The sequence below is a fragment of the Streptomyces sp. NPDC028298 genome, from assembly GCF_055565895.1.
This window is the reverse complement of sequence record NZ_JBVHTL010000001.1, coordinates 669,771-693,888: the sequence shown is the minus strand read 5'-3', so window position 1 is coordinate 693,888 and position 24,118 is coordinate 669,771. Positions and strand designations below refer to the sequence as shown.

Here is a 24,118-nt window from a genome sequence, read left to right as displayed (position 1 = left end):
CGGGCGCCCCCCCCGGGACCCCGCGCGTTCACGCCTTTTCGAGGGGCGCGGTCGGGCTGCCCGTGCCGGGATCCTTCCCGCGGCCCGTTCGTCCGGTCGGCAGATGGGTGGTGACCAGGAAGCTCGCCAGCGTGATGCCCCCGGCCGCGAGGATCGCCGCCTTCAGGCCGCCCAGTTGCGCCGTCGCGTACGAGTCCGTGACGGCGTCGACCTCGGCCGGCGGCAGTCCGGCCTGTTCGGCCGCCGAGCGCACCTGGTCGGTGGGGACGAAGCTGATGCCCGCCTCCAACGCGATGCCGGTCTTCTCGCGGGCCTCCTGCGACAGGTCCGGATGGTCTGCCACCTGGGTGAGGAAGGCCTGCGCCAGGGCGCCGACGAGGATCGACCCGATCAGCGCCGTACCGAGCGCGGAGCCCAGGTTCTGGGCGGTGAACTGGAGCCCGCCGACCTCGCTGCGCTCCTCCTCGCCGGCGCTGGACTGCACCACGTTGCCGAGCTGGGAGGCGAGCAGCCCCATGCCGACGCCCAGCACGGCCATGGCCCCGGCGAACTGGGCGTCGTCGATGACCGGCTGGATGGTCGCCAGCAGCCAGATGATGGCTCCGAGCAGCGTCAGCAGGGCCAGCCTGACCACACGGCGCGGTCCCATCACCCGCCCCAGCCTGGACGCCAGGACGGAGGCCGCCAGCATCGTGACGGACACCGGGAGCAGCCGCAGCCCGGTCTGGAACGCGTCGAATCCCTGCACCACCTGGAGATACAGCGGGATCGCGAAGAACAGCCCCAGCAGGATGAGGTTCTGGCTCACCAGCGTCAGCAGACCGGAGCGCAGGGGCAGCCGGTGCAGCAGCGACAGATGGATCAGCGGGTCGGTGCCCCGAGCCTCCCTGCGGCGTTCCCACTTGGCGAAGACGGCGAGGACGAGCACCCCGGCGGAGACGACGAACAGCGTCGGGGCGAAACCGAGGACGGTGAAGGGCGGGTTGCGGGGCTGCACCCACCCCCAGGTGCCGCTCTGGAGGACACCCAGTACGCCGAGTCCCAGTCCGGCCGCCGACAGGAAGGCGCCCACGCCGTCCATCCGGGGGCGGGACGCGGGCCGGGGCTTCTCGGGGATCGCCCGGCGGAAGCACAGCATCGCCAGGACGACCACGACCTCGCCCGCGAAGACCAGCCGCCAGGTGAGGTACGTCGTCACCCAGCCGCCCAGCAGCGGTCCGACCGCGATGCCCGCGCCGGCGAGCCCGCCGATGACCCCGTAGGCGACGGCACGGTCCCGCCCGCTGTAGGACTCCGCGACCAGGGCCGCCATGGCGGGCAGCACCAGGGCGGCCCCGAGCCCCTCGATCACCGACCAGCCGAGCGCCAGCATCCACAGGGTGGGAGCCACCGCGGTCAGGGCCGACCCGACGCCGTAGACGACGAGTCCGACGAGGAACAGCCGGCGGCGTCCCAGGATGTCGCCGAGCCGCCCGCCGGTGGCCATGAAGGCGGCCATGACCAGCGCGTAGAGCGTGATGACGGCCTGGATGGCGGTGACCTCGGTGTCGAAGTCCTCCACGAGCTGGCTGATGGACACGTTCATGACGGACGTGTCCAGGACCATCAGGAACTGGGCCGTCCCGAGGACGGCCAGAGCGTGCCAGTGCTTCACCGGTGACCACCTCGTCGATTCGGCCCGGGAGACCGCCGCGCCGGTCGGCGGCGTCCGGTCCGGCTCCGCGTCCGCGGCTCCTCCATGGCACCCGGAGTCACGCCTCCCCGCCATCCGGGGACCGTTCCCATGGCACCCGAAGCGGGGTGCCGCGCGCCTCACCCGCCGCGGGGGACCGAAGCCTGTCTTGCGACATTCGGGACAGCGGGTGACGATCAGTGTGCGGGGGTTACACCGGGGAGGGAGCTGTGGACCCGGACCACATCGGATCGGACGCTTCGCCGCTGCCGAGACTTCGCGGAGGCTGGACCCCATGGCCGGGCTGCTGACACCGGGTGGTGACCCGCTGCTCGCCGTCCGGTTCACCGTCCCGGACCTGACCGAGACCTTCGTCCGCAGGCCGCGGCTCACCGCACGCCTCACCGAGGGAGTGCGGGGCCCCCTCACCCTGGTCAACGGGCCCGCGGGCGCCGGGAAGACGCTCCTGGTCGCCCACTGGATCTCCACGACGGACCGCCCGGACGACGTGGCCTGGCTGACCGTGGAGCACGAGGACACCGGCCCCGGCATCTTCTGGACGTACGTCCTGGAGTCCCTGCGGCGCCACGGAGCGGCCGTCCCCGACGACATCGGCCGCCCGTCGAGCCCGGGCGACGTGGACCACTCGCTGCTCACCCGGCTGGCCGCCTGGCTGAGCGAACGCGCGGAGCCCGTCATCCTCGTGCTCGACGAGTTCGACCGGGTGGGAGCCTCGGCGGAGGTCGCCGACGAGCTCCAGTTCGTACTGCGCCACGCGGGCGGCGGGCTGCGCCTGGTCGTCGTCAGCCGTACGGAGCCGCAGTTGCCGCTCCACCGCTACCGGGCCGCCGGAGCGGTCGCCGAGGTCCGGGGCGCCGACCTGGCGTTCGTCCCGGGCGAGACGGCCGCCCTGCTGAACCGTCACGACATCCGGCTGTCGGACGAAAGCGCGCGGTCGCTGACGGAGTGGACCGGAGGCTGGGCGGCCGGACTGCGTCTGTGCATCCTCGCGGCCCAGCACGTCGACGACCCGGACACCTTCATCAAGAACTTCGAGGCCGGCCAGAGCACTCTCGCCGACTTCCTGCTGGCCGAGGTCCTGGAGGCGCAGGAGGAGGAGACGCAGGATCTGCTCCTGCGGTCGAGCATCCTCGACCAGATCCACCCGGACCTGGCCAACGCCCTGACGGGCCGGGACGACGCCGACGCCATCCTGGCCGGGCTCCAGCACGCCAACGCCTTCGTCGAGGCCATCGGCCACTCGTGGTACCGGCTGCACCCCCTGTTCGCGGAGATCCTGCGGGTCCACCTGCGGGTCAGGCTCCCGGGACTGGAGCCGGAGCTGCACCGGCGGGCAGCCCGCTGGCTGAGCGACTCGGGCCTGCTGGCGGAGGCCCTGCCGCACGCGGCGGGGGCGGGCGAATGGGAGCTCGCGGCCGGCCGGTTCGTCGACGAACTGGCCGTGGGCGAACTGCTGACGGGACTCGACGCCGAACGCCTCGACGGACTGTTCGCGGCCATGCCGTCGGACGCGGCCGGGCCGGCCGCGTGTCTGGTGCGCGCCGCCCGCGAACTCGTACGCCACGACGTCGACCGGGGTCTGGACTATCTGCGCCGGGCGGAGGAACACCTGGAGGGCGGGGACGCCGGCACGGCCGCCCTGCGGCTGAGCCACGCGCTGCTGCGGGTGTTCGCGGCCCGGCTGACCGGCTCGGCCGACCGGGCGCAGGCGGCGGCCGAGGACATGACGGCGGCCGAGCTGTCCCTTCCGGCCGAGCTGCTGGAACGGCATCCGGAGCTGCCCGCCCTGATGCTGACCGGACTGGGTTCGGCACAGCTCTGGGCGGGGCGGCTCGACGCGGCCCGGATCTCGCTGTCCGCCGCCACCCAGGTCGACGACGGACCGTCCACCGCGTCACCGCGGCACGAATCCCTGGGCCGGCTCGCCCTGATCGACCTGCTGTGCGGGCGGCCGGGCCGCGCGGAGTCGCACGCGCGGGCGGCGGTCGCCGGGGCGGAGCGCTCGGGCCTGCCGCCCCCCGCCCGCACCGGCGTCGCCCAGCTCGTCCTGGCGGCGGTCGCCGTCGACCGCGACGATCTCGCCGCGGCGCAGACCCATCTGGACCAGGCGACCGCCTCCAGCGCGGCCGCGCACGATCCCGTCGCGACGGCGGGCCTGGCCCTGGTGCGCTCCCGGGTGCTCCTGGCCAAGGGCCATCCGAAGGAGGCGCTGCGCGTCCTGGACGAACTGAAGCGTCCGTCGCGCGGGATCGAACCCTCGCCGTGGGTGACGGACCGGGCCGCCCTCGGCATGTCGACCGCCCATCTGGCCCTGGGCGAACCGCTGGCCGCCATGGACGTGCTGGTGGAGGCGGGGGCGACCGGCCCCGAGGCCACGGCCGCCGCCGCCCGTGCCCGGCTCGCCACCGGTGACCGGGAGGCGGCGCGCGCCCTGCTCGACGCGCTCTCCTCCGAGGTCGACGAGGGGCCGGCCATCGCCGTCCGGGTGCTGCTCGCGCGGGCGCAGACGGCGGACGCGCTGGGCGACGACTCCACCGCCCAGCGGCTGACGGCGCGGGCCCTGCGGACGGCCAGGCCGGAGCGTCTGAGACGGCCGTTCTCGGAGGCCGGCCCCTGGCTGCGGACCTTCCTGCGGCACCGGCCCGTGCTGGTCCAGGGCCATGAATGGCTCCCGGAGGCGGCCGCGGCCCGGGGCCCCGGAACCGCCGCGAGCGCAGGTCAGGAACCGGTGATCGAGCCGGTGATCGAACCGCTCAGCGAGCGCGAACAGGAGGTGCTGGTGCGGCTGGCGGAGATGATGTCGCGGGACGAGATCGCCGCCGACCTGCACCTGTCGGTCAACACGGTCAAGACACACCTCAAGAGCGTCTACCGCAAGCTCGCCGCGACCCGCCGGGGCGAGGCCGTACGACGGGCCCGCGACCTGCACCTCCTGTGAGCCCGCGGAGCCTCGCGTGTGAGCCACGGACCCCTCGCGTCCTGTGAGCCAGGAACCCGGGCGTCCTGTGAGCCGCGGACCCTCGCGCCGGATGCCGGCCGGCCCGGTCGGTCCCGGTCCGGTCCGGCTCCTGCGCCGTCCCCTGTTAAGGCGCGTCCGAGTCCGGCCGTGCCACGCAGAGCGCCCAGATGACGAATCCGTACAGAGCGATCAGCGTCAGCGACCAGACGGGGTAGTACGGGATGTCGAGGAAGTTGGCGATGATCAGCAGCGCGGCGATGCCGACGCCGATCACCCGGGCCCAGGTGGCCGCCGTGAACAGGCCGAGGCTCACGACCACGGCGACCGCTCCGAGCGCCAGGTGGATCCAGCCCCAGCTCGTCAGGTCGAACTTGAAGACGTAGTTCTGGCCGGTGACGAAGACGTCGTCCTCGGCGATGGCCATGACGCCCCGCAGGATGTCCAGGACGCCGGAGACGAACAGCATCACCGAGGCGAAGATCATCAGGCCGCTCGCGGCCGTCAGTGTGGCCTTGGAGCGGGTGTGGTGCTGGGTGGTTGCCATGGCGAGACCTCCGTTGCACGGGCTGCGACCGCAGCCACTCACCACCGAGCCTGCGACACCCGCGCCCCACCGGCCTCACCCCCTAAGGGTGACGGTGAACGGACATCCCTCTCCGCTCAGTGGCCCAGCAGCGCCCTCAGCTCGGGCTGGAGGAGATCACCGTGAGCCCGTACGAGGTCGTCGCACAGGTCCCAGATGCGCTCGACGGGCAGGGCCGCGGCCGTCGCGGGGTCGGCCATCGCGGCGTGCCGGATGTGGCGCGGCTCGTGATCGGTGGCGGCACGCACCACCAGATCGGTGACGGAGACGTACGCGCTGTTCAGCGCCGCGCACTGCGGGGGCAGCGAGCCGACGCGGGTCGGCCGCACCCCCGAGCCGTCCGACAGGCAGGGCACTTCGACGACACAGTCCGCCGGCAGGTTGTCGATCAGCCCGCGGTTGGGCACGTTGCCGTAGACCGTGCGGGGGGTGCCCGTGAGCGTGCTGTGGATGATCTGCGGCGCGTACTCCAGCGTGCCCTCGACGGGCAGGGGTACCCCGGAGGCCAGCGCGTCGCGGGTGCGCCGGTAGCTCGCCGCGTTCTCCTCGATGATGTCCAGATAGGCGCCCACCGGCAGCCGCAGCCGCTCGATCTCGCTGTCGTGGTGGAGGTACCACGGCACGTACTCCGAGGAGTGCTCGCTCGTCTCGGTGGGGTAATGGCCCAGGCGCCGGTACATGTCCACGCGGACCCGGCGCAGCAGCTCCGGATCCTTGGCGACGGTCTCGTCCAGGAGCGGGTAGAGGTCCTGGCCCGCGCGCTCGAAACGCAGCACCCACGCCTGGTGGTTGACCCCGGCGGCCAGATACGTGACCTCCTCGAACGGGACGCCGACGAGCTGGGCGAGGTCGTGCATCGTCCAGTACACCGAGTGGCACAGGCCGGTGACGCGCAGCTCCGGGGCGATGCGGCTCAGATAGAGCACGTTCATCGCCATGGGGTTGGTGTAGTTCAACAGCAGCGCGTCCGGGCACAGTTCGGCCATGTCGGAGGCGAGCGCGCGCAGCACCGGGAAGGTGCGCAGGGCCCGGAAGATGCCACCGACGCCGAGGGTGTCGCCGATGGTCTGGCGCAGCCCGTAGCGGGCGGGCACGGCGAAGTCGGTGCGGGTCGCGCCGTCCATGCCGACCTGGATGATGTTGATGACGAAGTCCGCGTCCGCCAGGGCCGCCCGGCGGTCGCGATGCGCGGTGATCGTGGGCCGCGCGCCGCGTACGCCGGCGATGTACCGGGCGGCGCCCTCGGCGGTGTCGAGCCGCTCCTGGTCGATGTCGTGCAACGCGATCCGCGCGTGCGCGAGTTCGGGGAACGTGAACAGGTCGGCCAGCAGCCCCTGGGTGAACACCACGCTCCCGGCTCCGACGAAGGCGATCTTCGGGGCGGTGACGTCGTTCATGAAGTGCTCCTGGTCTCGCGGGTGCGGAGGGCTGGTGGAAGGGCGGGGAGGTGCGGGCGGGCCGCGGCGAGGGCCTCGTCCCAGGTGGGCTGCGCCGCCGTGCCGCCGAGCGCCCGTGTCGAGAGCGAGCCGCAGGCCGCGGCCACCGTGAGCGCGGAGCGCAGGTCGAGGCCGCGCAGGGTCGCGGCGACGAAACCGGCGTCGAAGCTGTCGCCCGCGCCGACGGTGTCCACGGGGTCGACGGCCACGGCCGGCGCGTGCGTGAGCCGGGTCCCGGTGTGGGCGAGGGCGCCGTTCGCGCCGTCCTTGACCACGACCGTCGGCCCCGGGCCGGCCAGGACGGCCGCGGCCGCGCCGGGTTCGGCCACCCCGGACATCGCCGACGCCTCGGCCGCGTTGGGCAGCAGGAAGTCGGTGAACTCCATGACGGGACGCAGGAGTTCGGGGTCCCAGCGTCCGGCCGGATCGTCATTGGTGTCGAGCGAGGTCGTCGCGCCGCTCGTCCGCGCCAGGGCGAACAGGGGTGCCAGGGAACGCGCCAGACGGGGCATCAGGAAGAACGAGGCAGCGTGCACGTGCCGACAGGCCCCGATCAGCTCGGGTGGCACGTCCTCGGCGCCGGTCGCGGTGAGACAGCCCGGCGCCGTGAGGATGGCCCGGTCCCCGTCCGCGGCCGTGACGACCGTCGTGAGGGGTGTGGGCCGGACCGGGTCGGTGACCAGGAAGGCCACGTCGACGCCGCGCCCGGCGAGGGCCTCGCGCACGAAGGCGCCCGCGGGGTCGTCGCCCACCCGGCCGGCGAACGCGACCCGCAGCCCGAGCCGCGCCGCCCCGCACGCCATGATCGCCGCGGAGCCGCCGAGCACCAACCCCGCCTGCTCGACGAGCTGTTCGCGCTGACCGAACTCCAGGGGGCCGCGCAACGGGCCGACGACGACATCCGGATTGGCGTCGCCGACGACGAGGAGATCGAAGGATTTCATGGTGGCCTAGCCCTTCAGACCGCTCGAAGTGAGCGACTGGACAAAGGTCTTCTGCGCCAGCAGGAACGCGACCAGGACGGGCAGCACGGTGATCACGTTGCCCGCCATCACCGCCGACCACCGCGTGTGGTGCTGCCCCTGGAAGGTCGTCAGACCGAGTTGCAGGGTGTACCGCGTGTCGTGGTTGATCGCGATGAGCGGCCAGGACAGGTCGTTCCAGGTGCTCAGGAACGTCAGCACCGCGACCGTGGCCAGCGCGGGCCGGGCCAGCGGCAGCACGATCGAGAACAGCACCCGCAGCCGCGAACACCCGTCGATCCAGGCCGCCTCCTCCATCTCGCGGGGCAGCCCCAGGAAGAACTGCCGGAACAGGAAGACCGCGAACGGGGTGACGAGCGAGGGCACGATCAGCGCGCCGAGCGTGTCGATGAGTCCCAACTCCTTCATCACCAGGAAGGTCGGGATCATCGTGAGCTGGAAGGGGATCACCATCGTCGCGAGCATCAGGGTGAGCAGGGTCCGCGATCCGGCGAACCGCATCCGCGCGAAGGCGTAGCCGCCGAGCGCCCCGAGCAGCAGGTTCGACAGGACGGCCGCGACCGCGACGATCAGTGAATTGGCGAACCAGCGCGGGAACATGGCGTTGCCGAGCACGTACCGGTAGCCGCCCAGGTCGATGCCCTTCGGCCACAGCGCGGGCGGGAACCGGTTGATCTCCGCGTCGGACATGACCGAGCTGAGCACCAGCCACACCAGCGGCAGCGCGAAGCACAGGGTCAGCGGCGCCAGCAGCAGATGCCAGCCGCTCGGCCGGCGGGACGTGAGGGGTGACGTCATCGGACCGCTCCTTCGGTACGTTCCTGCCGGCGCCGTACGAGACGCAGTACCCCGCCCGCCAGCAGCAGGGCGACCGCGAGGACGTACGCCGCCGCGGCCCCGTAGCCCGCCGTGAACGTCTGGAACGCCTGCTGCCAGACGAAGTAGACGACCACGCCGGTCGAGCCCAGGGGGCCGCCCTTCGTCGTCACGTAGATCAGGTCGAAGACCTGGAGGGCCGTGATGAGCTGCCACAGCAGCAGGAACACGGTGACCGGGGTGAGGGTCGGCAGGACGATGTGGCGCAGCACCCGTCCGCGGCCCGCCCCGTCGATCCGCGCCGCCTCCACGAGTTCGGGCGGCACGTCCTGGAGCGCGGCCAGATAGACGACGACACAGAAGCCGACCCCGCTCCACAGCGAGATCAGCACCAGCAGATAGATCGCCTGGTCCGGGTCGGTGAGAAAGCCCTGCGGAGACAGACCGAGCTTGTGCAGCAGGGAGTTCGCGGCACCGAACTCGGGGTCGAGGATGAACGAGAAGAGCACGCCCTGCGCGGTCGCCGAGACCACGAACGGGACGAAGACGAGCGTGCGGTAGAGGCCGATGAACCGGATACGCCGGTTCAGTGCCAGGGCCAGCACCAGCCCGCCGAGCAGGCTGAGCGGCACGTACAGGGCGGCGTACAGCAGCGTGTTGCCCACGGCCGTACGGAAGGCGGGGTCCTGGGCCAGGGCGCGGTAGTTGTCGAGGCCGACCCAGCGGCCCGGGGTGACCAGGTCGTCGGCGCGGAAGGAGAGCAGCAGCGACCACACGACGGGCACGATGCTCAGACCGAGGATCACGACGACCGCCGGGCTGATGAAGGCCCAGGCGGTGGCCGTCTCGCGGCGGCCGCGGCGGCGGGCGGCCCGGCGTGCGGCGGCCGGGGTCACCGCGGGGCCGGGTACGACGGTGAGGGCGCGGGGAAGGGTGGACATGACGGCCTCCTTCAGCCGGAGTCGGCTGGGAACGTCTGGAGTCGGGTCACCGGGGACGAACCGAGGTCACCTGGGGATGAGAAGGGCCGCGTCGGCCGTGTCGGCGCACCGGCGGAGAGCGTGGGCGGGGGAGTCCTTGCCGAGGAGGACCGAGACGATCGCCGCGCCGAGCGCCTGGGAGATCTGCGGGTAGGCCGCGTGCACGGGCCGGACCCGGGCGGAGGTCAGCGTGTCGGTGAACACGCCGAGTCCGGTGGTCGTCCCGGCGTGCTCGCGCCACTCCGGACGCCCGGCGGTGGCCGAGCCGAGCGGGAGGCTGCCCGCCGCGATGTCCCAGCGCGCGTCCTGGGCGGGCCGGTTCATCCAGCGGACGAACTCGACGGCCGCGCGGGAACGGGCGGAACCGTTGTCGAACACGGTCCAGGTGTCGGGGCCGGAGATGGTGACCGGCCGGCCGCTGTAGGTCGGGAGCGGCACGACGTCGTAGTCGACCTTCGCGGTGATGATGTCCGGAAGCTGCCAGGGCCCGGTCGCCACCATCGCCATCCGGCCGCTCAGGAACACCTGGTACATCTGCTCGCTGCCGGGCTTGGGATCGACGTACACGCTCTTGTCGTGGGCCAGCCGGGCGACCGTCGTGAGGGCCTGGGTGCCCTGCTCGGCGAAGCCGATCCGCTTGCCGTCGTCGGCGACCACCTCGCCGCCCAGGTCCCAGATCATCGGCCACAGCCGCCAGACGGTGTCCTCGTCGCCGGTGCCGGGCCAGCCCGTGCCGAACACCCCGTGCCCGGGATCGGTGAGCCGGCGCGCGGTCTCGGTGAAGTCGTCCCAGCTCCAGCCCGCCTTCGGGAAGGGGACGCCGGCCTGCCGGAACAGCTTCTTGTTGTAGACGACGGCCAGCGAGTCGAGCACGGCCGGGGCCGCGCGCACCTTGCCGTTGACGGTCACCGCGTCCCGTACCGGCGCCCAGAAGGAGTTCCAGGGCGGGTCGCCCTCGTGCAGCGCGGACGTCAGGTCGACGACACGGGGGCTGCGGGCGACGCTCGCCAGGTCCGAGCCGAAGATGTACGCGATGTCGGGGTACGAGCCGGCGGCGAGCGCGGCCGTCACCTTCTGGAGCATGGCGTCGGCCACCACCCCGCCGCCCGAACTGTCCACGCGGATGCGGGGATGGGTGCGGTTGAACTCGTCCACCAGCGCTTCCAGGGCCTTCCTGGCCGTGTCGCTCTGGCCGTGCCACAGCTCGACGGTCACCCTGCCGTCGGCGCCGACGCCGTCCGAGGGGTTTCCGCAGCCCGCCAGCGCTCCGGCGGCGGCCGCTCCCAGTATCAGCCGGCGCCGCGCGATCCCGTGTGTCATCCCGGCCTCCGTCAGCGCGTCCGGCGGACGTAGTCCGCGCTGCCGGGTGTCGAGACCTTCACGTCGCGGCGCACGATGCTCAGCCGGCCGCCGTAGGCCGCACGGGCCTTGCGCAGACCGCCGTCGGTGTACTCGATCACCACCACCCGGTCGTGGAAGGCCTTCGCGTACGTGCCGCACTCGTCGTACTCGCCGCACTCCTCCGCCACCGCGAAGTCGAGCCCGGTGCGCGAGCGGACTCCCGCCAGTTCCGCGGTGTTCTTCTGCCCGATCGCCAGATGCCGGGCGTGCGCGCGCCGGGAGAGCAGGGTGATGAAGGCGGTGGCGTCGTCCGACGTCAGCAGCTTTCGCGAGCGGGTGTAGCTGTCGTAGTTGTCGGGCTCGACCGCGTCGAACCCCTTGTCGGCGCAGTCGTCGATCCACCGGCCGACCCGCTCGGCCACCCTCCGCCGTTTGTCCGGCGTCCGGATGTCCAGCAGTGCCTCGTTCCAGTCCTTGTCGACGACGACCTCGCCGTCCGCGTCGCGCAGCAGCAGGTCGGCGGGCCACTGTCCGCGTTCCTCGGGCTGGGCCTGGAAGGCGTTGACGTAGCAGATGTTGTAGAGGCCGCGCGCCGGGGAGGACGAGCGGTCGCGGCTGACGATGCGCACGTCGGCGGCCGGGGGGTAGGCGCCGCCGATCTGGTAGTCGAACCCCGCGTGGAGCGGCGGGAGTTGTACGGAGGTCGCGGTCCGCCCGGGGCGGGGAGTCGCTTTCGGTGACGCGCTGGTGTCCTTGCCCGCGCCGCAGCCCGCGAGCACGAGGAGGCCGGCCAGGGTCGTGGCCGTGCCCAGAACTCCGGTGCGGAGAACACGTTTGACGGGGGGCATGTCCGCTCCATCAATCGCGAGTACGTCCCCGCCTCGGACGCTTCGAGCGATCCTGGCGACTTTGGCCGGACTTGAACCTGGTCCGTTACCGGCTGGGCGCACCTCTGCGTGCCGGGTCGCACCACGGCACGCTGAGGATCAAATCGCGCATGCCCGACTTCGTCAAGTGACCGCCTCGGCGGAGGGCGCCGCCGGTAGGGTGCTCCCGCGTTCAGTGCGGACCGGCCGCCGTCCAGTCCGTCCCGCACGGGCCCGCGCCCTCGCTCTCGGGCAGCGCCACGGCCTCACCGTCCATCGTCAGGGTGCGGTAGAAGCCGCCGACGCGCCGGGTGGAGCGGCCGACGTAGTGGCCGATGAAGGACCGGCGGAAGCGGTCACGGCTGAGGTTGGGGCCGGAGCCGTGGACCAGGCTGCCGTTGAAGAACAGGACGTCCCCCGGATCCATGTCGACGGGCACGGCGGTCAGACCGGCCGGCGGCGGTACGTACTCGCGGGCGAAGGACAGCGCCGGGTCCGCCTCGTCCGGGCAGAACAGGTCCATCCGATGGGTGCCCGGCACGACCTCCAGGCCGCCGTTCCCACGGTCGATGACATCACAGGCGGTCCACGCGGCCACACACGTGCCGGGCTCGACGCGCAGATAGAAGTTGTCCTGGTGCAACGCCTGACCGCGGGCTCCGGGCGGCTTGAAGTAGAACATGCTCTGGGCGGCCAGCACCTCTTCGCCCAGCAGGACCTCGAGGACGTCCCGCACCCGCGGGTCGAGCAGCAGACGCAGCGAGAGGGCGTTGACGCGGTGCGGGTGCATGAAGCGGGGGAAGGCGTGCAGCGGGTCGGCCGGCGCGCCGGTCCCGACACCGCCGAACTCCGTGCCGCCGGTCCTCGGGGCCCGGGGCTCGAAGTACCCGGGGACCGGGCCGGCCTCGTGCAGGGCCGCGAACTCCGCGCACAGCGTGTCGATCTCGTCCGGGGCGAACAGCCCGCGCAGCACCACGAAGCCGTCCTCCTCGAACGGGCCGAGCGCGCTCCTGTCCGTGACCGCCATACGACCGTCCCCTCTCGGCGTGCCCCTCGTGCCCCTCACCGGGCGGTTACCCCGTCCGGGGGTCTCACCCACCCCGCGGGAGCGGATCGGCCCGCGGCGGCACGCCACACGACCGGGCGTCCGCCGGACGGGCGTCCTCAGGGACGCGGGTCGCCCGGGTGCTCGGGGTGGGGCGGGTGCTCGGGGTGGTGCGGATGGTCCGGGTGGTGCGGCGGATGCGGGGGCGGGGGAGGCAGCGTCGTGACGTCCGGTGCCGGTTCGGGCCACACCAGCAGCACCGGACAGGGGGCGTGGTCGACGACGAAGCGTCCGGCCGGTCCCAGGCTGTGCGGGCCCAGCCGGCTGCGGTCGCCGTCGCGGGCCAGGACGAGCAGCCCGGCGCCCTCCGCCGCCGCGACGACCTCCCGCTCCACCCGGCCGGTGCGCTCCTCGCGGGTCGCCGGGCCCCCGAGCCGCCCCGCCGCCGCGTCGAGGAGCTCCGCAGCGGAGGCCGTGCCCAGGGTCTCCAGGAGGTCGCCGGGATCGGGCTCTGACCGTCCGCGCCCGAGGAGCCCGGCGAAGGCGCCGTGCGCGAGACCGGGCACCGCCTGGTCCGTGACGTGCAGCAGCACCACGTCCGTCGCCCCGGGAGCGTGCGTCCGTACGGCGTCCACGCACGCGGGCCAGGTTCCCTCGACCAGCCAGACGACCACCCGCATGCCCATCAGCCTCCGATGACGTGGAGCGAGACCCACAGCGCCAGGACGGCGGGGACCAGCGCCGCGGGTACGGCGATCAGGCCCAGCCGGGTGAACTCCTTGAGGTCGACGCCGTGTTCGTGCTGATGCACGATACGTCGCCACAGCAGCGTCGCGAGGGAACCCGCGTACGTCAGATTGGGTCCGATGTTGACGCCGAGCAGGACGGCCAGCACCGCGCCCGCGCCCGAGTCGGCGGCCAGCGGCAGCAGGACGAGGACCGCGGGCAGGTTGTTGATCAGGTTGGCCAGGACGGCGGCGATCGCGGCGATGCCGAGCAGCGCCGCCAGCGAACCGCCGCTCGGGAGGAGGTCGTCGAGGGCGTCGGCGAGCCCGTTGTCCACGACCGCGCGGACGACGATGCCGAGCGCGAGGACGAAGGCGAGGAAGGACGGCGCGGCCGCGCGCACCACGGTCAGCGGGGTGGTGCGGCGGCGGACGAGAGCCCGGCCGGCCAGGACGAACGCGCCCGCGGCGGCGGACCAGGCCGGGTCGATGCCGACGGCCGAGGCGAGGACGAAGCCGGCCAGCGTGCAGCCCACGGTGATCAGGGCGAACAGCGGCACCTGCGGCGGCTCCTCCTCACGCCGCGGGGCCGCACCCGCCGCGAGGTCACGGGCGAAGAAGCGCCGGAAGACCACGTACTCGGCGCCGATCGCGACCAGCCAGGGCAGCACCATCAGCGCGGCGAACCGGGTGAAGCTCAGACCGCTCGCGGTGAACGCCAGCAGGTTGGTGAGGTTGGAGACCGGCAGGAGCAGCGAGGCGGTGTTCGACAGATGGGTGCACGCGTACACGTGCGGCTTCGGGCGCGCGCCCATCCGTGCCGCCGTCGCGAAGACGACGGGGGTGAGCAGCACGATGGTGGCGTCCAGGCTGAGGACCGCGGTGATCGCCGAGGCGAGCGCGAACACCGCGGTGAGCAGCCGGCCCGGCTGTCCTGCGGCCCAGCGGGCCATCCAGGCGCCGCACGCCTGGAAGAGCCCTTCGTCGTCGCAGTACTTGGCCAGGACGAGGACCGCCGCCAGGAACCCGATCACCGGACCCAGATGGGCGGCCTCCGCGCGGGCGTGGTCCCAGGAGATCGCCCCGGTGGCCAGGACCAGGCCGGCGGCCGGCACGGCCACGACCGCCTCCGGCCAGTTGAACGGCCGGACGACCGCGCACACGAGGACCGCCGCGAGCAGGACGACGGACAGGGCCTCGGCGGCCGGGCTCGCGAGGGCGGTGGCCAGGGCGGTGCCGGTCGCGCCGGGGACGCCTTGGACGAGCGGGCTGTACAGGATGGTGTTCCTCCGGGCGGTGATGGCGGCGCCTCCATCACATCAGACGGGGCGGCGCGGGCCCGTGAACACCCTCCCCCCTCGCGTCGCCGCCCGCCTCTTCGCCCTGGCTCAGAGGCCCCCGCGCGCTCACTCCTCGCCGAGGAGGGACAGCTCCGCCCAGATGGTCTTGCCCTCCGGCGTGTGCCGGCTGCCCCAGCGCTGGGTGAGCTGGGCGACGAGGAGCAGACCGCGCCCGCCCTCGTCGAACGTCTTCGCGCGGCGCAGATGCGGAGCGGTGTGACTGCTGTCCGAGACCTCGCAGATGAGGATCTCGGTGTCGTGGATGAGCCGCAGCCTGATGGGCGGTTCGCCGTAGCGGATGGCGTTGGTGACCAGCTCGCTCACCACCAGCTCGGCCGTGAAGGTGGCCACGGTCAGGCCCCAGAGCTCCAGTTGATCGGCGACCTGCTTGCGGATCGGCGCGACGAGGGCGGGGTCGGCGGGGATGTCCCAGGTCGCCACGTTGGACGGGGCGAGCCCCTGCGTACGGGCGAGCAGCAGCGCCACGTCGTCCGGCGCGCCGCCGGCGGGAAGCAGCGCCTGGAGGATCGCGTGGGCCGCCCCCTCCAGATCCCGTGACGACTCCTGCAGGGCGCGGCAGAACAGCCGGAGCCCGGCCTCGACGTCACGGTCGCGGCTCTCCAGCAGTCCGTCGGTGTACAGCGCGAGCACCGTGCCCTCGGCCAGGTCGAGTTCGACCGACTCGAAGGGCAGTCCGCCCAGGCCGAGCGCCGGACCGGGCGCCACGTCGATCTGCCGGGGCGGCCCGTCCGGCGGCAGGACGACGGGCGGCGGATGGCCCGCGCTGGCGAGCGTGCAGCGCCGGGAGACCGGGTCGTACACCGCGTACACGCAGGTGGCGCCCACCTCTCCCGTCGTCCCCTCGGACCCGGCCTCGACGGACAGCCGTACGACGAGGTCGTCGAGGTGGGTGAGCAGTTCGTCCGGGGCCAGATCGATGTCGGCGAGGGTACGGACGGCGGTGCGCAGCCGGCCCATCGTCGCCGAGGCCTGGATGCCGTTGCCGATGACGTCGCCGACGACCATGGCGACCCGCATCCCGGACAGCGGGATCACGTCGAACCAGTCGCCGCCGACCCCGGCGCGCGCCGCGGGCAGATAGCGCGAAGCCGCTTCCAGGGCCGCCGTGCGGGGGAGTGACTGGGGGAGGAGACTGCGCTGGAGGGCCAGCGCGGTCTGCCGCTCACGCGAGAAGCGGCGGGCGTTGTCGATGCAGACGGCGGCCCGGGCCGTGACCTCCTCGGCGAGCAGCACGTCGTCGGCGGTGAAGGGGTCGGGCCGCCGGAACCGGCTGAGGACGACGACCCCGAGGGTCCGGCCGCGGGCCCGGACGGGCACCGACATCGTGGCGTGGACGCCGTACTCCCGCACATGTCTGCCGCGCGGTCCGTCCCAGCTCAGCCACTCCTCCAGGGTGCCGGTCGCGTTCGGCGCGACGAGGGGCCGGCCGGCGATCAGCGAGTCGGCCTGCGGCGAGGTCGCGGGATAGGCGTCGACGTCGCCGGGTTCGAGGACCGCCTCCGGGCTGCCCGGGTTCACCGACCGGTGGGCCGCTCGGCGGAGCGTGACCGGGGCGGCCGGGGGCCCGATGTCGTACTCGCCGCCGTCCTCCGGCGGGTCGAGCAGGTCGACGCTGACGAAGTCGGCGAGGGCGGGGACGCAGACGTCGGCCAGCTCCTGGGCCGTCCGGGTGACGTCGAGGGTGGTGCCGATGCGCACGCTCGCCTCGTTCACCAACTGGAGCCGCTCGCGCGCGCGGTACTGCTCGGTGAAGTCGTGCGCGGAGACACACACGCCGATGACGCGTCCGTGGGTGTCGGTGAGCGGGGCGATCCGCGCGAGCCAGTGGTGCGCCCGCTCCTCGCCGCCGCCGCGCGCGTACGTCTCCACGGCACGGGCCCGGCCGGACGCGAGGACCTCGGTCATCTCCCGTTCGAGCAGTTCGCCGTTCCGCCGGGAGCCGATCTCGGAGACCCTGAGGCCCCGGATGCGGTCCTCGGGGAGGCCGGTCACCTCCGACATCGCGTCGTTGAGGCCGTACAGCCGCAGCCGCTCGTCGTAGACGGCCATGGCGCAGGGCGCCTGCGCGAGGACCGCGCGCACGAGCGGGTCCTCCAGGGCGCGGGGCTCCCGGCCCTCCAGCGGCGTGACCACGAGCCAGGCCCCGTCCCGCTCCAGGCGGTGGGCGAGCAGCCACACGGACAGGGTCCGGCCGTCGCGGTGGCGCAGGGAGAGCACTCCGTACCGGCGGTCGCCGGCCGACCCCGGGAGGGAACCCGGGGTTCCTGGGGCCAGGAGATCCGCCGCCGGGCGGCCCTCGACCTCCTCGGGGCTGTGGCCGAGGAGCCGGCGGGCGCCCTCGCTCCAGTGGATCAGGGTGCCGTTCCCGTCGATGACCGCCCGTGCGGTGGCGGCCTCGTCGAGAGGGTGGACCGGGCTCATCGTCGCCACTTTCCCTTGTACGCACACTCACAGTGAACCTGCGCGTCGTCCGGGTTCCAGACTAGTGGCTGGGCGTCGTCCGCACCCTCGAACGCGGAGAGCCCGGACAACCGTGCGTGGGGAACGGCCCTGCGCACGGATGCGCGTTCAGCGGTGTTCCAGGCGCAGGGAGCGTGCGTGGACGGGGGTGCGCGCGCACGGTTCGCACGGCGCTCGTCGGGCGGCGAGGGCCGTCACGGCACGGCCGGGCCGACGTTCGCTTTTGACGTGATTTCAATAAGGCTGATCTCGCTCGTGCGCCTTGTTGGTGACGAGTGTGTTGTGCGAGGGTGAGCCTCCCGCGCTTGGTCAAGGGCCGGGTCTGAATCGCTGTTCGCCATTCCCGGCTGTCGACGAGCCCAAGAGGCTCCCTGGGCGACGGTCGCCGCACGGCCTTCGTCCCCGGCCGTTCTCCCGGCGCTCCGTCAAAAGGTCCACACCAATCGGGATTCCTTTTCGACGGGCCAGCACGTCCTGTGTGCCAATCGCACCTCGGAAGGAACCCGCTCCCGTGCGCACCCCCCACCCGCCGCTGCCCGACCGTCCGCCGGGCGGATATTTCGGCGAGCCCGACGAGGAACTCGCCGCCGTGCTCAGAGGCGGGGCGGAGGCCGACACCACGCGCCCTGTGGCCCTGCTGACGGCCCGGCACTGGCGGCCGGCGTACGACTACGCGGTGATCTGCCTTGCCACGTCGTCGCGGGTCGCCTCTCTGGTGACCGAGGCTTCCTTCCGCCACGTCCTCGACGGTGTCGCGGAGGGCGAGCAGGCGCTCGCGCTGCGGCCCGAACTCCTCGTGACGGTACGGGACACCGTACGGACCTGGGCCGCGGACGACCGGATGTGCGAGGCCCTGCCGGCCTTGCGGAAACCGGCGGGGGGCCGCGGGATGCGCGCGGCGAAGTCCATGACGGGCGAGAACCGCAAGCTCGCCGAACACGCCTTCCTGGGCCTTCCGGGCGCCGCCCGCTGCCTGCTGTGGCACACCGAGGTGGAGGCCGAATCGCTGTCCGTGCCGGCCGGACTTCTCGGCATGGAGGAGCCCATCGCGGTGGCCGCCTGGGAACAGGCCCGCGAGCAGTTCCGCCAGGCCTGTCTTCGGGCCCATCTGGATTTCGCCCCGACGAGGGAATGCCGTTTCCACAACCGGCTCCTCGACGCGCCGATCCGGCGTGGCGAGGCCCTGCTGCCGGATGTGCGCCGGCATCTGTCGGAGTGCTCCTACTGCCGCCACGCGGCGGCACAACTCGGCCATTTCGAGGGCGGGTTGGGAGTGCTGATCGCCGAGTCGGTACTGGGCTGGGGCGCCCGCCGCTACTTCGACTCGCGCCGGTCGCGCGGACGGCAGGGACTGCTGCCGCGCAGCGTCTCCCCGTTCCGGGGCAGGCGGTCGCGCGACGGCGAGGCGCCCGCGAAGAGCGGCCGCCTCCCGGGCCAGGGACGCCGCGCGAACCGCGAGCGGTCCGCGGAGGCCGGCGCGGCTTCCGGGGACGACCTACGCGCGGAGAACGCCGAGTCCCCGGCGGTCCGCGGACGCCCCGGCGCCGAGGAGCGCTTCGGCATGGCCGCGGGACCCGGTGCCGAGGGGGCCTTCGGCGGCGGAGGCTTCGGTGGCGAGAAGGCCTTCGGCCACGGAGGCATCGGTGCCGAGGGGGCCTTCGGCGACGGAGGCTTCGGCGGCGAGGACTTCTCCAGTGTGGGCGGAGGCGTCGAAGCCGAGGGACGTTCGGGCGCGGGCTCAGGTGCGGGCCTGGGGTCGGGCTCGGGCTCGGGTTCGACCTCCGGCCCGGGTACGGGCTCGGGCCTGGGCCCGGTTTCGGGCGCGGACCTCGGCGCCGAAGGACGCCTCGCAGCCGGCGCGAGCCCGGGAGGCGGCAGGCGATCCGGCGGACGCCGGCGCGCGCAGCCCCCGTTCGCGTCGACGGGACGCCGGGCCGCCAAGTCGGCGGAGGGTTCCCAGCAGGTCCTGGTCACCGGCGCCGGACTCTCGGCCGCACTCGTGGCGACGGTCCTCGCGGTGAGCCTGTGGCCGAACGAGGAGGGCGGCACCGACTCCGCCGCCGCCATCGGGGCCAGCAGCAGCCGGACCCTGTCGCCGACCCAGGGAACCCAGGTCCCGCCCGTGATGTCCACGCCGTCCACCGCGGCCGCGAAGGGGGACCGGACCCGGCTGCGCAACGTGGACGCCGACCTGTGCCTCGACATACGCGACGCCAAGGCCGTGGAGGGCGCCGAGGCCACGCTGGACGTGTGCTCCTCCGCCTGGACCCAGCAGTGGGTGTACGAGAGGGAGGGATTCCTGCGCAGCGTTGCCAGTCCCGGGCTGTGCCTGGACGCGCAGGCCGACGACGGAGTGCTCGTGCTCGGCGGCTGTGCCGTCGAGGACGCGGAGCGGCGCGAGGACCTGCGCTACGACCTCACCGACGAGGGCGAGTTGCTGTCCCGCGGGCGCGACGGCCTGGCCGTCGCACCCACGTCCACGGACCCCGGCGCCGACATCGTGGTCAAGGTCCGCGACTACTCCGACATCCAGCACTGGCGGACCGAACGCCCGTAGCCCGGGCGCCGGGTCCGTCACCGCCGGTTACGAGACGACGTCCAGGGGCGGCTTGCCCGCTATGAAGTCCGCGGCGTTCTGGACCGCGGCCAGGGCTATGCGTACGAGCGTCTCGCGGGTGACGCCGGCGACGTGCGGGGAGAGGACGACGTTCGGGGCCTTGAGCAACCGCAGGGCCGGGGTGGGCGGTTCGGGGTCGAAGACGTCGAGTCCCGCGCCGGCGAGGGCGCCCGCGTGCAGCGCGTCGGCGAGGGCGTCCTGGTCGATCAGGGCGCCCCGCGAGGTGTTCACGACGAACGCGGTCGGCTTGAGCAGCGCGAGCCGTTCGGCGTTCAGGAGATGACGCGTCGCCTCGGTCAGCGGCGCGTGCAGGCTCACGTAGTCCGAGACGCGCAGCAGCTCCTCCAGTTCGACGTGGCGGGCGCCGAGCCGGTCCTCCGTCTCGGCGGACGCGCGCGTGGGACCGGCGTACACGATGCCCATGTCGAACGCGACCGCGCGTCGCGCGACCTCCTCGCCGATGTGGCCGAGTCCCACGATGCCGAGCGTCTTGCCGGACAGCTCCGTGATCGACTGCTGCAGCCGGGGCAGCGCCCAGTCGGCCTCGGTCAACGCCGTGTGGGCGGGCACCAGTTGCTTGGCCAGGGCGAGCATGAGGGCGAAGGTCTGCTCGGCCACGTTCTGCTTCTCGGCCCCGCTGGATCCGATGTTGCACACGGGCACGCCCCGGTCGCGGGCCGCGTCCAGGTCGACGTAGTCGAAGCCGTGGCTCGCGCACTGGATCAGCTCCAGGTCCGGTGCGGCGGCGATGTGTTCGGCCGTCACCGGTCCCAGGCCGGTGACGACGACATGCGCCTCGCGCAGCGCGGCGGGGTCCTCGTCCGTGGCCTCCACGACGGTGACGCGGGCCTGTCCCGGAAAGAGGGTGGCGAGCGCCGCCCCGGCGGTACGGCCGCCCACGTGCGGAGAGACGACGGCGAGCACGTTCTTCGTGACGGTCATGCGGTCTCCTCGATGAGGTCGTCGGGGCCGAGCGAGGCCGGACTCGCGTGTCCGGACAGGGCGAGGGTCAGATCGAACTCGGCCAGCAGACAGCGCACGACGTGTTCGACGCCCGCCTGACCGTCGAGGCCGAGACCGTACGCGTACGGACGTCCGAGGAGCACCGCCCGCGCTCCGAGGGCGAGGGCCTTGAAGACGTCGTCGCCGGTGCGGACGCCGCTGTCGAACAGCACGGTGAGCCGGTCGCCCACCGCGGCCGCCACGCGGGGCAGCGCGTCGGCGGCCGCGACGGATCCCGCCACCTGCCGGCCGCCGTGGTTGGAGACCACCACGCCGTCCATCCCGGCCTCGGCGGCCTTGCGGGCGTCGTCCGGGTGCAGGATGCCCTTGAGGACGATCGGCCCGTCCCAGTTCTCCCGCAGGAAGGCGAGGTCCGGCCAGGTCTTGCCGGGGTCCGCGAACATGCTCACGAAGTGCATCACGGCCGCGTTCGGGTCCTCGTGCACCGGCTTCGCCAGACCCGCCTGGAACGCCGGGTCGGAGAAGTAGTTGGCGGTGCCCACGCCGTGCAGGAACGGCAGGTACGCCTGGTCGAGGTCGCGCGGGCGCCAGGCCAGCAGCGGGGTGTCGAGCGTGACGAACAGCGCCGTGAACCCGGCCGCCTTGGCCCGGTCCAGGAAGCTGCGGGTGACCTCGCGGTCCTTCGCCCAGTAGAGCTGGAACCAGCGCTCGCCGTCACGCATGGCCTCGGCGACCTGCTCCAGCGGGGTGCTGGAGGCGGAGGACAGGATGTACGGGACACCCTGCGCGGCGGCGGCCCGTGCCGCGGCGCACTCCGCGTCCGGATGCATGATGGACAGCACGCCGATCGGCGCGAGCGCGAGCGGCGCGGGCAGCGACCGCCCCAACACCTCGACGGACAGGTCGCGTTCGTGGACGTCCCGCAGCATACGCGGCACGATCCGGCGCCGGGCGAGGGCCGCGCGATTGGCGCGCGCCGTGCTGCCGTCCCCCGCGCTTCCCGCCACGTAGCCGACCGGACCGGGGCCGAGCCGCTGCTCGGTCAGCTCCTCCAGCCGTGTCAGATCGGTGGGCAGCCGCGGTACGGCGCCCGTCATCCCGTTCAGGTAGATCTCGTACTGGAAGTCGGCCCAGTGCTTCGCCATCCGTACGTCCCGCCTCTCGTCCCCAAGACCGCGCTGTACGGGGTCGATCCTTGCGAGGGTGACAAGTCCCGTCCACCGTGGTGCGCACAACGTGCGGCTGGAATCATCACACTGTGACAAACAAGCCCTCCGAGGTCCGTGAACGCGTCCGGCAGGAGATGATCGCCGACCCGCGGGTCGTGGAGGCGATCGTCGCGGCGGTGCACGAACAGGTCCCGGTGTACGCGGCGCTCGACGACAGCCGGCTTCCCGAGGTACGGGCCATCGCGGCCTGGGGACTGGAGCGGCTGCTCCATTTGTGGGCCACCGACGGCACCCTGGGACCGGCCGATCTGCGGCGCTTCCGGGGCATCGCCTCGGCCCGCGCCGCGGACGGGCGGCCGGTGCAGGCGGTGCTGCGCGCCTACCGGGTCGCGGGCACCGTCCTGACGGACGAGGTCGCCGCCCGCGCTCCCGCCCTCGGCGCCGCCGACGCGTTCGCGCTGGCCCGCATGCTTCTCGTCAGCCTCGACACCCTCTCCGAGGAGATGGCCACCGCGTACGCGGCCACCAGCGAGGACCTGGCCGCCGACCGGACCCGGGCGCTCCGGCTGCTGCTCGACGACCTGATCGCCGGGCGGCACGCCTCGGCGGGCGCGCTGGCCGACCGCTCCGCCCGGCTGGCGGTCCACCTGCCGGACCCCTGCTGTCTGCTGGTGGCCGAGCCGGCCGCCGCGGACCGGCCGGATCCCGCGCACGGTACGGCCGCGGAGCTCCTCGACCCCGCGCACGGAACGGCGGCGGACCTGCTGGACGCGCTGGCCCCTTCCGGCGGCGAGGTGACCTCCCTGGCGACGGTACGGGGCTCCCGTGCCGTCCTGCTGCTGCCGCTCGCGGCGTCGGCCCGCGCGGGAGCCGTCCTCGGCGAACGGTCCTGGCGCGGCTGCGTCATCACCGGCGAGGGTCTGGACCGGATCGCGCTCGCGCACCGGCTCGCCGCCGACGCGCTCGACACCGCCCCGGCCCACGCCCACCGGTCGGGGCAGGTGCTCACCGACGCCGACGCGCAGGTCCTCGCCCTGCTCGCCGGCCGCCCCGCGTCCGCGCCGGACCACATCGCGCGGCTGGTGCTCGGGCCGCTCACCGAGCCGGGGCAGCGGCACCTGCTGGACGCCCTCACGGCGTACGTCGACTCGGGCTCGGCGAACGCCGCCGCGCGGGTCCTGCACCTGCATCCGCAGTCCCTGCGCTACCGCCTGCGCCGCGTGCACGAGCTGACCGGGCGCGACCCCCGCGACCCCTGGCACCGGCTCACCCTGGACATCGCCCGCACGATCCGCGACTGAGACCCCGTCATCGACCCCGTCATTCCTCGTGGCCGGGATCGTCCTCCGCCCCGGTGTCCGGGCCCTGGGCGCGGACCCGCTGCACATGCTCCAGCGAGTCGCGCAGTTCGCCCAGCCAGTCGTCGGTGTGCCGCTGCACGAGGCGGACGCACCAGGCGAGGGCGTCGCTGCGGCTGCGGGCGACCCCGGCCGCGACGAGCGTGTCCAGAACCTGACGCTCCGGCTGGCGCAGCCGGGTCATGACCGGCGCGGCGACATGGGTGAACAGGGCGCGCTCGGTGCCGCACTCCACGCCCCAGGAGACCTTCTTGCGGAAGCGGTGCTCGGCCTCGCCGGCCACCTCCATGCGCTCCTCGCGGGTGCGCTCGCGGAACTCCTGGACACGGGCCCGGAGTGCCGCCTCCTTCTCGGCGTCCGAGGCGCCCACGGCGAGCTTCGGCTCGGGGATGCGGCCGATGACGGTGATCTCCTCACGGTCGGCGGTCACCTCCGTGAGGCTCTCGAAGAGATCGTCGGGCAGGCGGCCGGCGAACCAGCCGCGCAGCTTCTCGCGTTGCTCCGATGTAATCATGTAATCACCATTACTCGTTGGTGAGCGGGACGCAAGGGGTGCCGGAGGAGTCCGCTGACAGCGGAAGTCGAGGCGGCATGCCGGTTCAAGCGGAATGTTTCAGGCCTATTGCTGAGCCGTGTCTTTCCGGCCAGCCGACCGTCTGTGGTCACCGGCGGGCGCTCAGTTACGGGCTTCACGCGTTCGAATTCTGTGACTTCACGCCACTGATTCAATACTCAAAGTTACCGAAACGTGTGGGGTCGATGT

The 24,118-nt window shown here is 73.1% G+C and carries 18 protein-coding genes; 3 read left to right on the top strand and 15 right to left on the bottom strand.

Annotated features, from left to right (window positions below; translation table 11 throughout):
* Positions 1-28: 28 nt before the first annotated feature.
* Complete coding sequence (locus ACZ4TO_RS03140; RefSeq protein ID WP_385038537.1) at positions 29-1,654, bottom strand: MFS transporter; 1,626 nt, start codon at positions 1,652-1,654, stop codon at positions 29-31.
* A gap of 313 nt (positions 1,655-1,967) precedes the next feature.
* On the opposite strand from ACZ4TO_RS03140, the gene ACZ4TO_RS03135 reads away from it, so the two are divergent.
* Positions 1,968-4,631: a winged helix-turn-helix domain-containing protein gene (locus tag ACZ4TO_RS03135; RefSeq protein WP_468023252.1), complete on the top strand. Its 2,664-nt coding sequence runs from the start codon at positions 1,968-1,970 to the stop codon at positions 4,629-4,631.
* A gap of 145 nt (positions 4,632-4,776) precedes the next feature.
* Here the strand turns inward: ACZ4TO_RS03135 and ACZ4TO_RS03130 are convergent, their stop codons facing one another.
* The 11 genes from ACZ4TO_RS03130 to ACZ4TO_RS03080 all read right to left on the bottom strand — a co-directional run bounded on the left by ACZ4TO_RS03130 (position 4,777) and on the right by ACZ4TO_RS03080 (position 17,209).
* Complete coding sequence (locus tag ACZ4TO_RS03130; RefSeq protein ID WP_468023251.1) at positions 4,777-5,196, bottom strand: DUF7144 family membrane protein; 420 nt, start codon at positions 5,194-5,196, stop codon at positions 4,777-4,779.
* Between the two features lie 116 nt (positions 5,197-5,312).
* Positions 5,313-6,632 (bottom strand): alpha-galactosidase, encoded by a 1,320-nt coding sequence (gene melA, locus ACZ4TO_RS03125; protein ID WP_468023250.1) that lies wholly within the window; start codon positions 6,630-6,632, stop codon positions 5,313-5,315.
* The gene (locus ACZ4TO_RS03120; RefSeq protein ID WP_468023249.1) at positions 6,629-7,615 is read right to left on the bottom strand and encodes a carbohydrate kinase family protein; all 987 of its coding nucleotides are present in this window, start codon (positions 7,613-7,615) and stop codon (positions 6,629-6,631) included. The genes melA and ACZ4TO_RS03120 overlap by 4 nt, the downstream gene beginning before the upstream one ends.
* 6 nt (positions 7,616-7,621) lie before the next feature.
* Positions 7,622-8,452 (bottom strand): carbohydrate ABC transporter permease, encoded by an 831-nt coding sequence (locus ACZ4TO_RS03115; RefSeq protein ID WP_385038527.1) that lies wholly within the window; start codon positions 8,450-8,452, stop codon positions 7,622-7,624.
* Entirely contained in the window at positions 8,449-9,411 is a 963-nt protein-coding gene (locus tag ACZ4TO_RS03110; RefSeq protein WP_451074992.1) for a carbohydrate ABC transporter permease, read from the bottom strand. Before ACZ4TO_RS03110 ends, ACZ4TO_RS03115 begins: the two co-directional genes overlap by 4 nt.
* Before the next feature lie 66 nt (positions 9,412-9,477).
* Positions 9,478-10,770 carry an ABC transporter substrate-binding protein gene (locus ACZ4TO_RS03105; RefSeq protein ID WP_468023248.1) on the bottom strand — a complete coding sequence of 431 codons (1,293 nt, stop codon included), beginning with the start codon at positions 10,768-10,770 and terminating at the stop codon, positions 9,478-9,480.
* A gap of 11 nt (positions 10,771-10,781) precedes the next feature.
* Complete coding sequence (locus tag ACZ4TO_RS03100; RefSeq protein ID WP_382779703.1) at positions 10,782-11,639, bottom strand: endo alpha-1,4 polygalactosaminidase; 858 nt, start codon at positions 11,637-11,639, stop codon at positions 10,782-10,784.
* Between the two features lie 211 nt (positions 11,640-11,850).
* Entirely contained in the window at positions 11,851-12,684 is an 834-nt protein-coding gene (locus ACZ4TO_RS03095) for a phytanoyl-CoA dioxygenase family protein (protein ID WP_468023247.1), read from the bottom strand.
* Between the two features lie 137 nt (positions 12,685-12,821).
* Positions 12,822-13,382: a universal stress protein gene (locus ACZ4TO_RS03090; RefSeq protein WP_468023246.1), complete on the bottom strand. Its 561-nt coding sequence runs from the start codon at positions 13,380-13,382 to the stop codon at positions 12,822-12,824.
* 5 nt (positions 13,383-13,387) lie between these two features.
* Positions 13,388-14,656, bottom strand: a complete 1,269-nt coding sequence (locus tag ACZ4TO_RS03085; protein ID WP_382780816.1) for an arsenic transporter — start codon at positions 14,654-14,656, stop codon at positions 13,388-13,390.
* Between the two features lie 177 nt (positions 14,657-14,833).
* Positions 14,834-17,209, bottom strand: coding sequence for a SpoIIE family protein phosphatase (locus ACZ4TO_RS03080; RefSeq protein WP_382779713.1), 2,376 nt, complete (start codon positions 17,207-17,209; stop codon positions 14,834-14,836).
* A gap of 550 nt (positions 17,210-17,759) precedes the next feature.
* Between ACZ4TO_RS03080 and ACZ4TO_RS03075 the strand changes: the two genes are divergently transcribed.
* Positions 17,760-19,805 carry an RICIN domain-containing protein gene (locus ACZ4TO_RS03075; protein WP_468023245.1) on the top strand — a complete coding sequence of 682 codons (2,046 nt, stop codon included), beginning with the start codon at positions 17,760-17,762 and terminating at the stop codon, positions 19,803-19,805.
* A gap of 27 nt (positions 19,806-19,832) precedes the next feature.
* Here ACZ4TO_RS03075 and ACZ4TO_RS03070 read toward each other — a convergent pair whose 3' ends face one another.
* Entirely contained in the window at positions 19,833-20,807 is a 975-nt protein-coding gene (locus ACZ4TO_RS03070; protein ID WP_468023244.1) for a 2-hydroxyacid dehydrogenase, read from the bottom strand.
* Positions 20,804-21,973: a lactate 2-monooxygenase gene (locus ACZ4TO_RS03065; protein ID WP_468023243.1), complete on the bottom strand. Its 1,170-nt coding sequence runs from the start codon at positions 21,971-21,973 to the stop codon at positions 20,804-20,806. Before ACZ4TO_RS03065 ends, ACZ4TO_RS03070 begins: the two co-directional genes overlap by 4 nt.
* Positions 21,974-22,086: 113 nt before the next feature.
* Here ACZ4TO_RS03065 and ACZ4TO_RS03060 point away from each other — a divergent pair, with 113 nt between their 5' ends.
* On the top strand, positions 22,087-23,298 hold the full coding sequence (locus ACZ4TO_RS03060) for a PucR family transcriptional regulator (protein ID WP_468023242.1): 1,212 nt from the start codon (positions 22,087-22,089) through the stop codon (positions 23,296-23,298).
* A 19-nt stretch (positions 23,299-23,317) separates the two neighbouring features.
* On the opposite strand, the gene ACZ4TO_RS03055 is transcribed toward ACZ4TO_RS03060, so the two are convergent.
* Entirely contained in the window at positions 23,318-23,869 is a 552-nt protein-coding gene (locus ACZ4TO_RS03055) for a hypothetical protein (RefSeq protein ID WP_382779728.1), read from the bottom strand.
* Positions 23,870-24,118 lie beyond the last annotated feature (249 nt).

What these genes read in the sequence shown, in the direction of transcription:
- ACZ4TO_RS03135 (WP_468023252.1), top strand. Translation starts at nt 1,968, where the DNA reads ATGGCCGGGCTGCTGACACCGGGTGGTGACCCGCTGCTCGCCGTCCGG.
- ACZ4TO_RS03130 (WP_468023251.1), bottom strand. Translation starts at nt 5,196, where the DNA reads ATGGCAACCACCCAGCACCACACCCGCTCCAAGGCCACACTGACGGCC.
- melA (WP_468023250.1), bottom strand. Translation starts at nt 6,632, where the DNA reads ATGAACGACGTCACCGCCCCGAAGATCGCCTTCGTCGGAGCCGGGAGC.
- ACZ4TO_RS03120 (WP_468023249.1), bottom strand. Translation starts at nt 7,615, where the DNA reads ATGAAATCCTTCGATCTCCTCGTCGTCGGCGACGCCAATCCGGATGTC.
- ACZ4TO_RS03115 (WP_385038527.1), bottom strand. Translation starts at nt 8,452, where the DNA reads ATGACGTCACCCCTCACGTCCCGCCGGCCGAGCGGCTGGCATCTGCTG.
- ACZ4TO_RS03110 (WP_451074992.1), bottom strand. Translation starts at nt 9,411, where the DNA reads ATGTCCACCCTTCCCCGCGCCCTCACCGTCGTACCCGGCCCCGCGGTG.
- ACZ4TO_RS03105 (WP_468023248.1), bottom strand. Translation starts at nt 10,770, where the DNA reads ATGACACACGGGATCGCGCGGCGCCGGCTGATACTGGGAGCGGCCGCC.
- ACZ4TO_RS03100 (WP_382779703.1), bottom strand. Translation starts at nt 11,639, where the DNA reads ATGCCCCCCGTCAAACGTGTTCTCCGCACCGGAGTTCTGGGCACGGCC.
- ACZ4TO_RS03095 (WP_468023247.1), bottom strand. Translation starts at nt 12,684, where the DNA reads ATGGCGGTCACGGACAGGAGCGCGCTCGGCCCGTTCGAGGAGGACGGC.
- ACZ4TO_RS03090 (WP_468023246.1), bottom strand. Translation starts at nt 13,382, where the DNA reads ATGCGGGTGGTCGTCTGGCTGGTCGAGGGAACCTGGCCCGCGTGCGTG.
- ACZ4TO_RS03080 (WP_382779713.1), bottom strand. Translation starts at nt 17,209, where the DNA reads ATGAGCCCGGTCCACCCTCTCGACGAGGCCGCCACCGCACGGGCGGTC.
- ACZ4TO_RS03070 (WP_468023244.1), bottom strand. Translation starts at nt 20,807, where the DNA reads ATGACCGTCACGAAGAACGTGCTCGCCGTCGTCTCTCCGCACGTGGGC.
- ACZ4TO_RS03065 (WP_468023243.1), bottom strand. Translation starts at nt 21,973, where the DNA reads ATGGCGAAGCACTGGGCCGACTTCCAGTACGAGATCTACCTGAACGGG.
- ACZ4TO_RS03055 (WP_382779728.1), bottom strand. Translation starts at nt 23,869, where the DNA reads ATGATTACATCGGAGCAACGCGAGAAGCTGCGCGGCTGGTTCGCCGGC.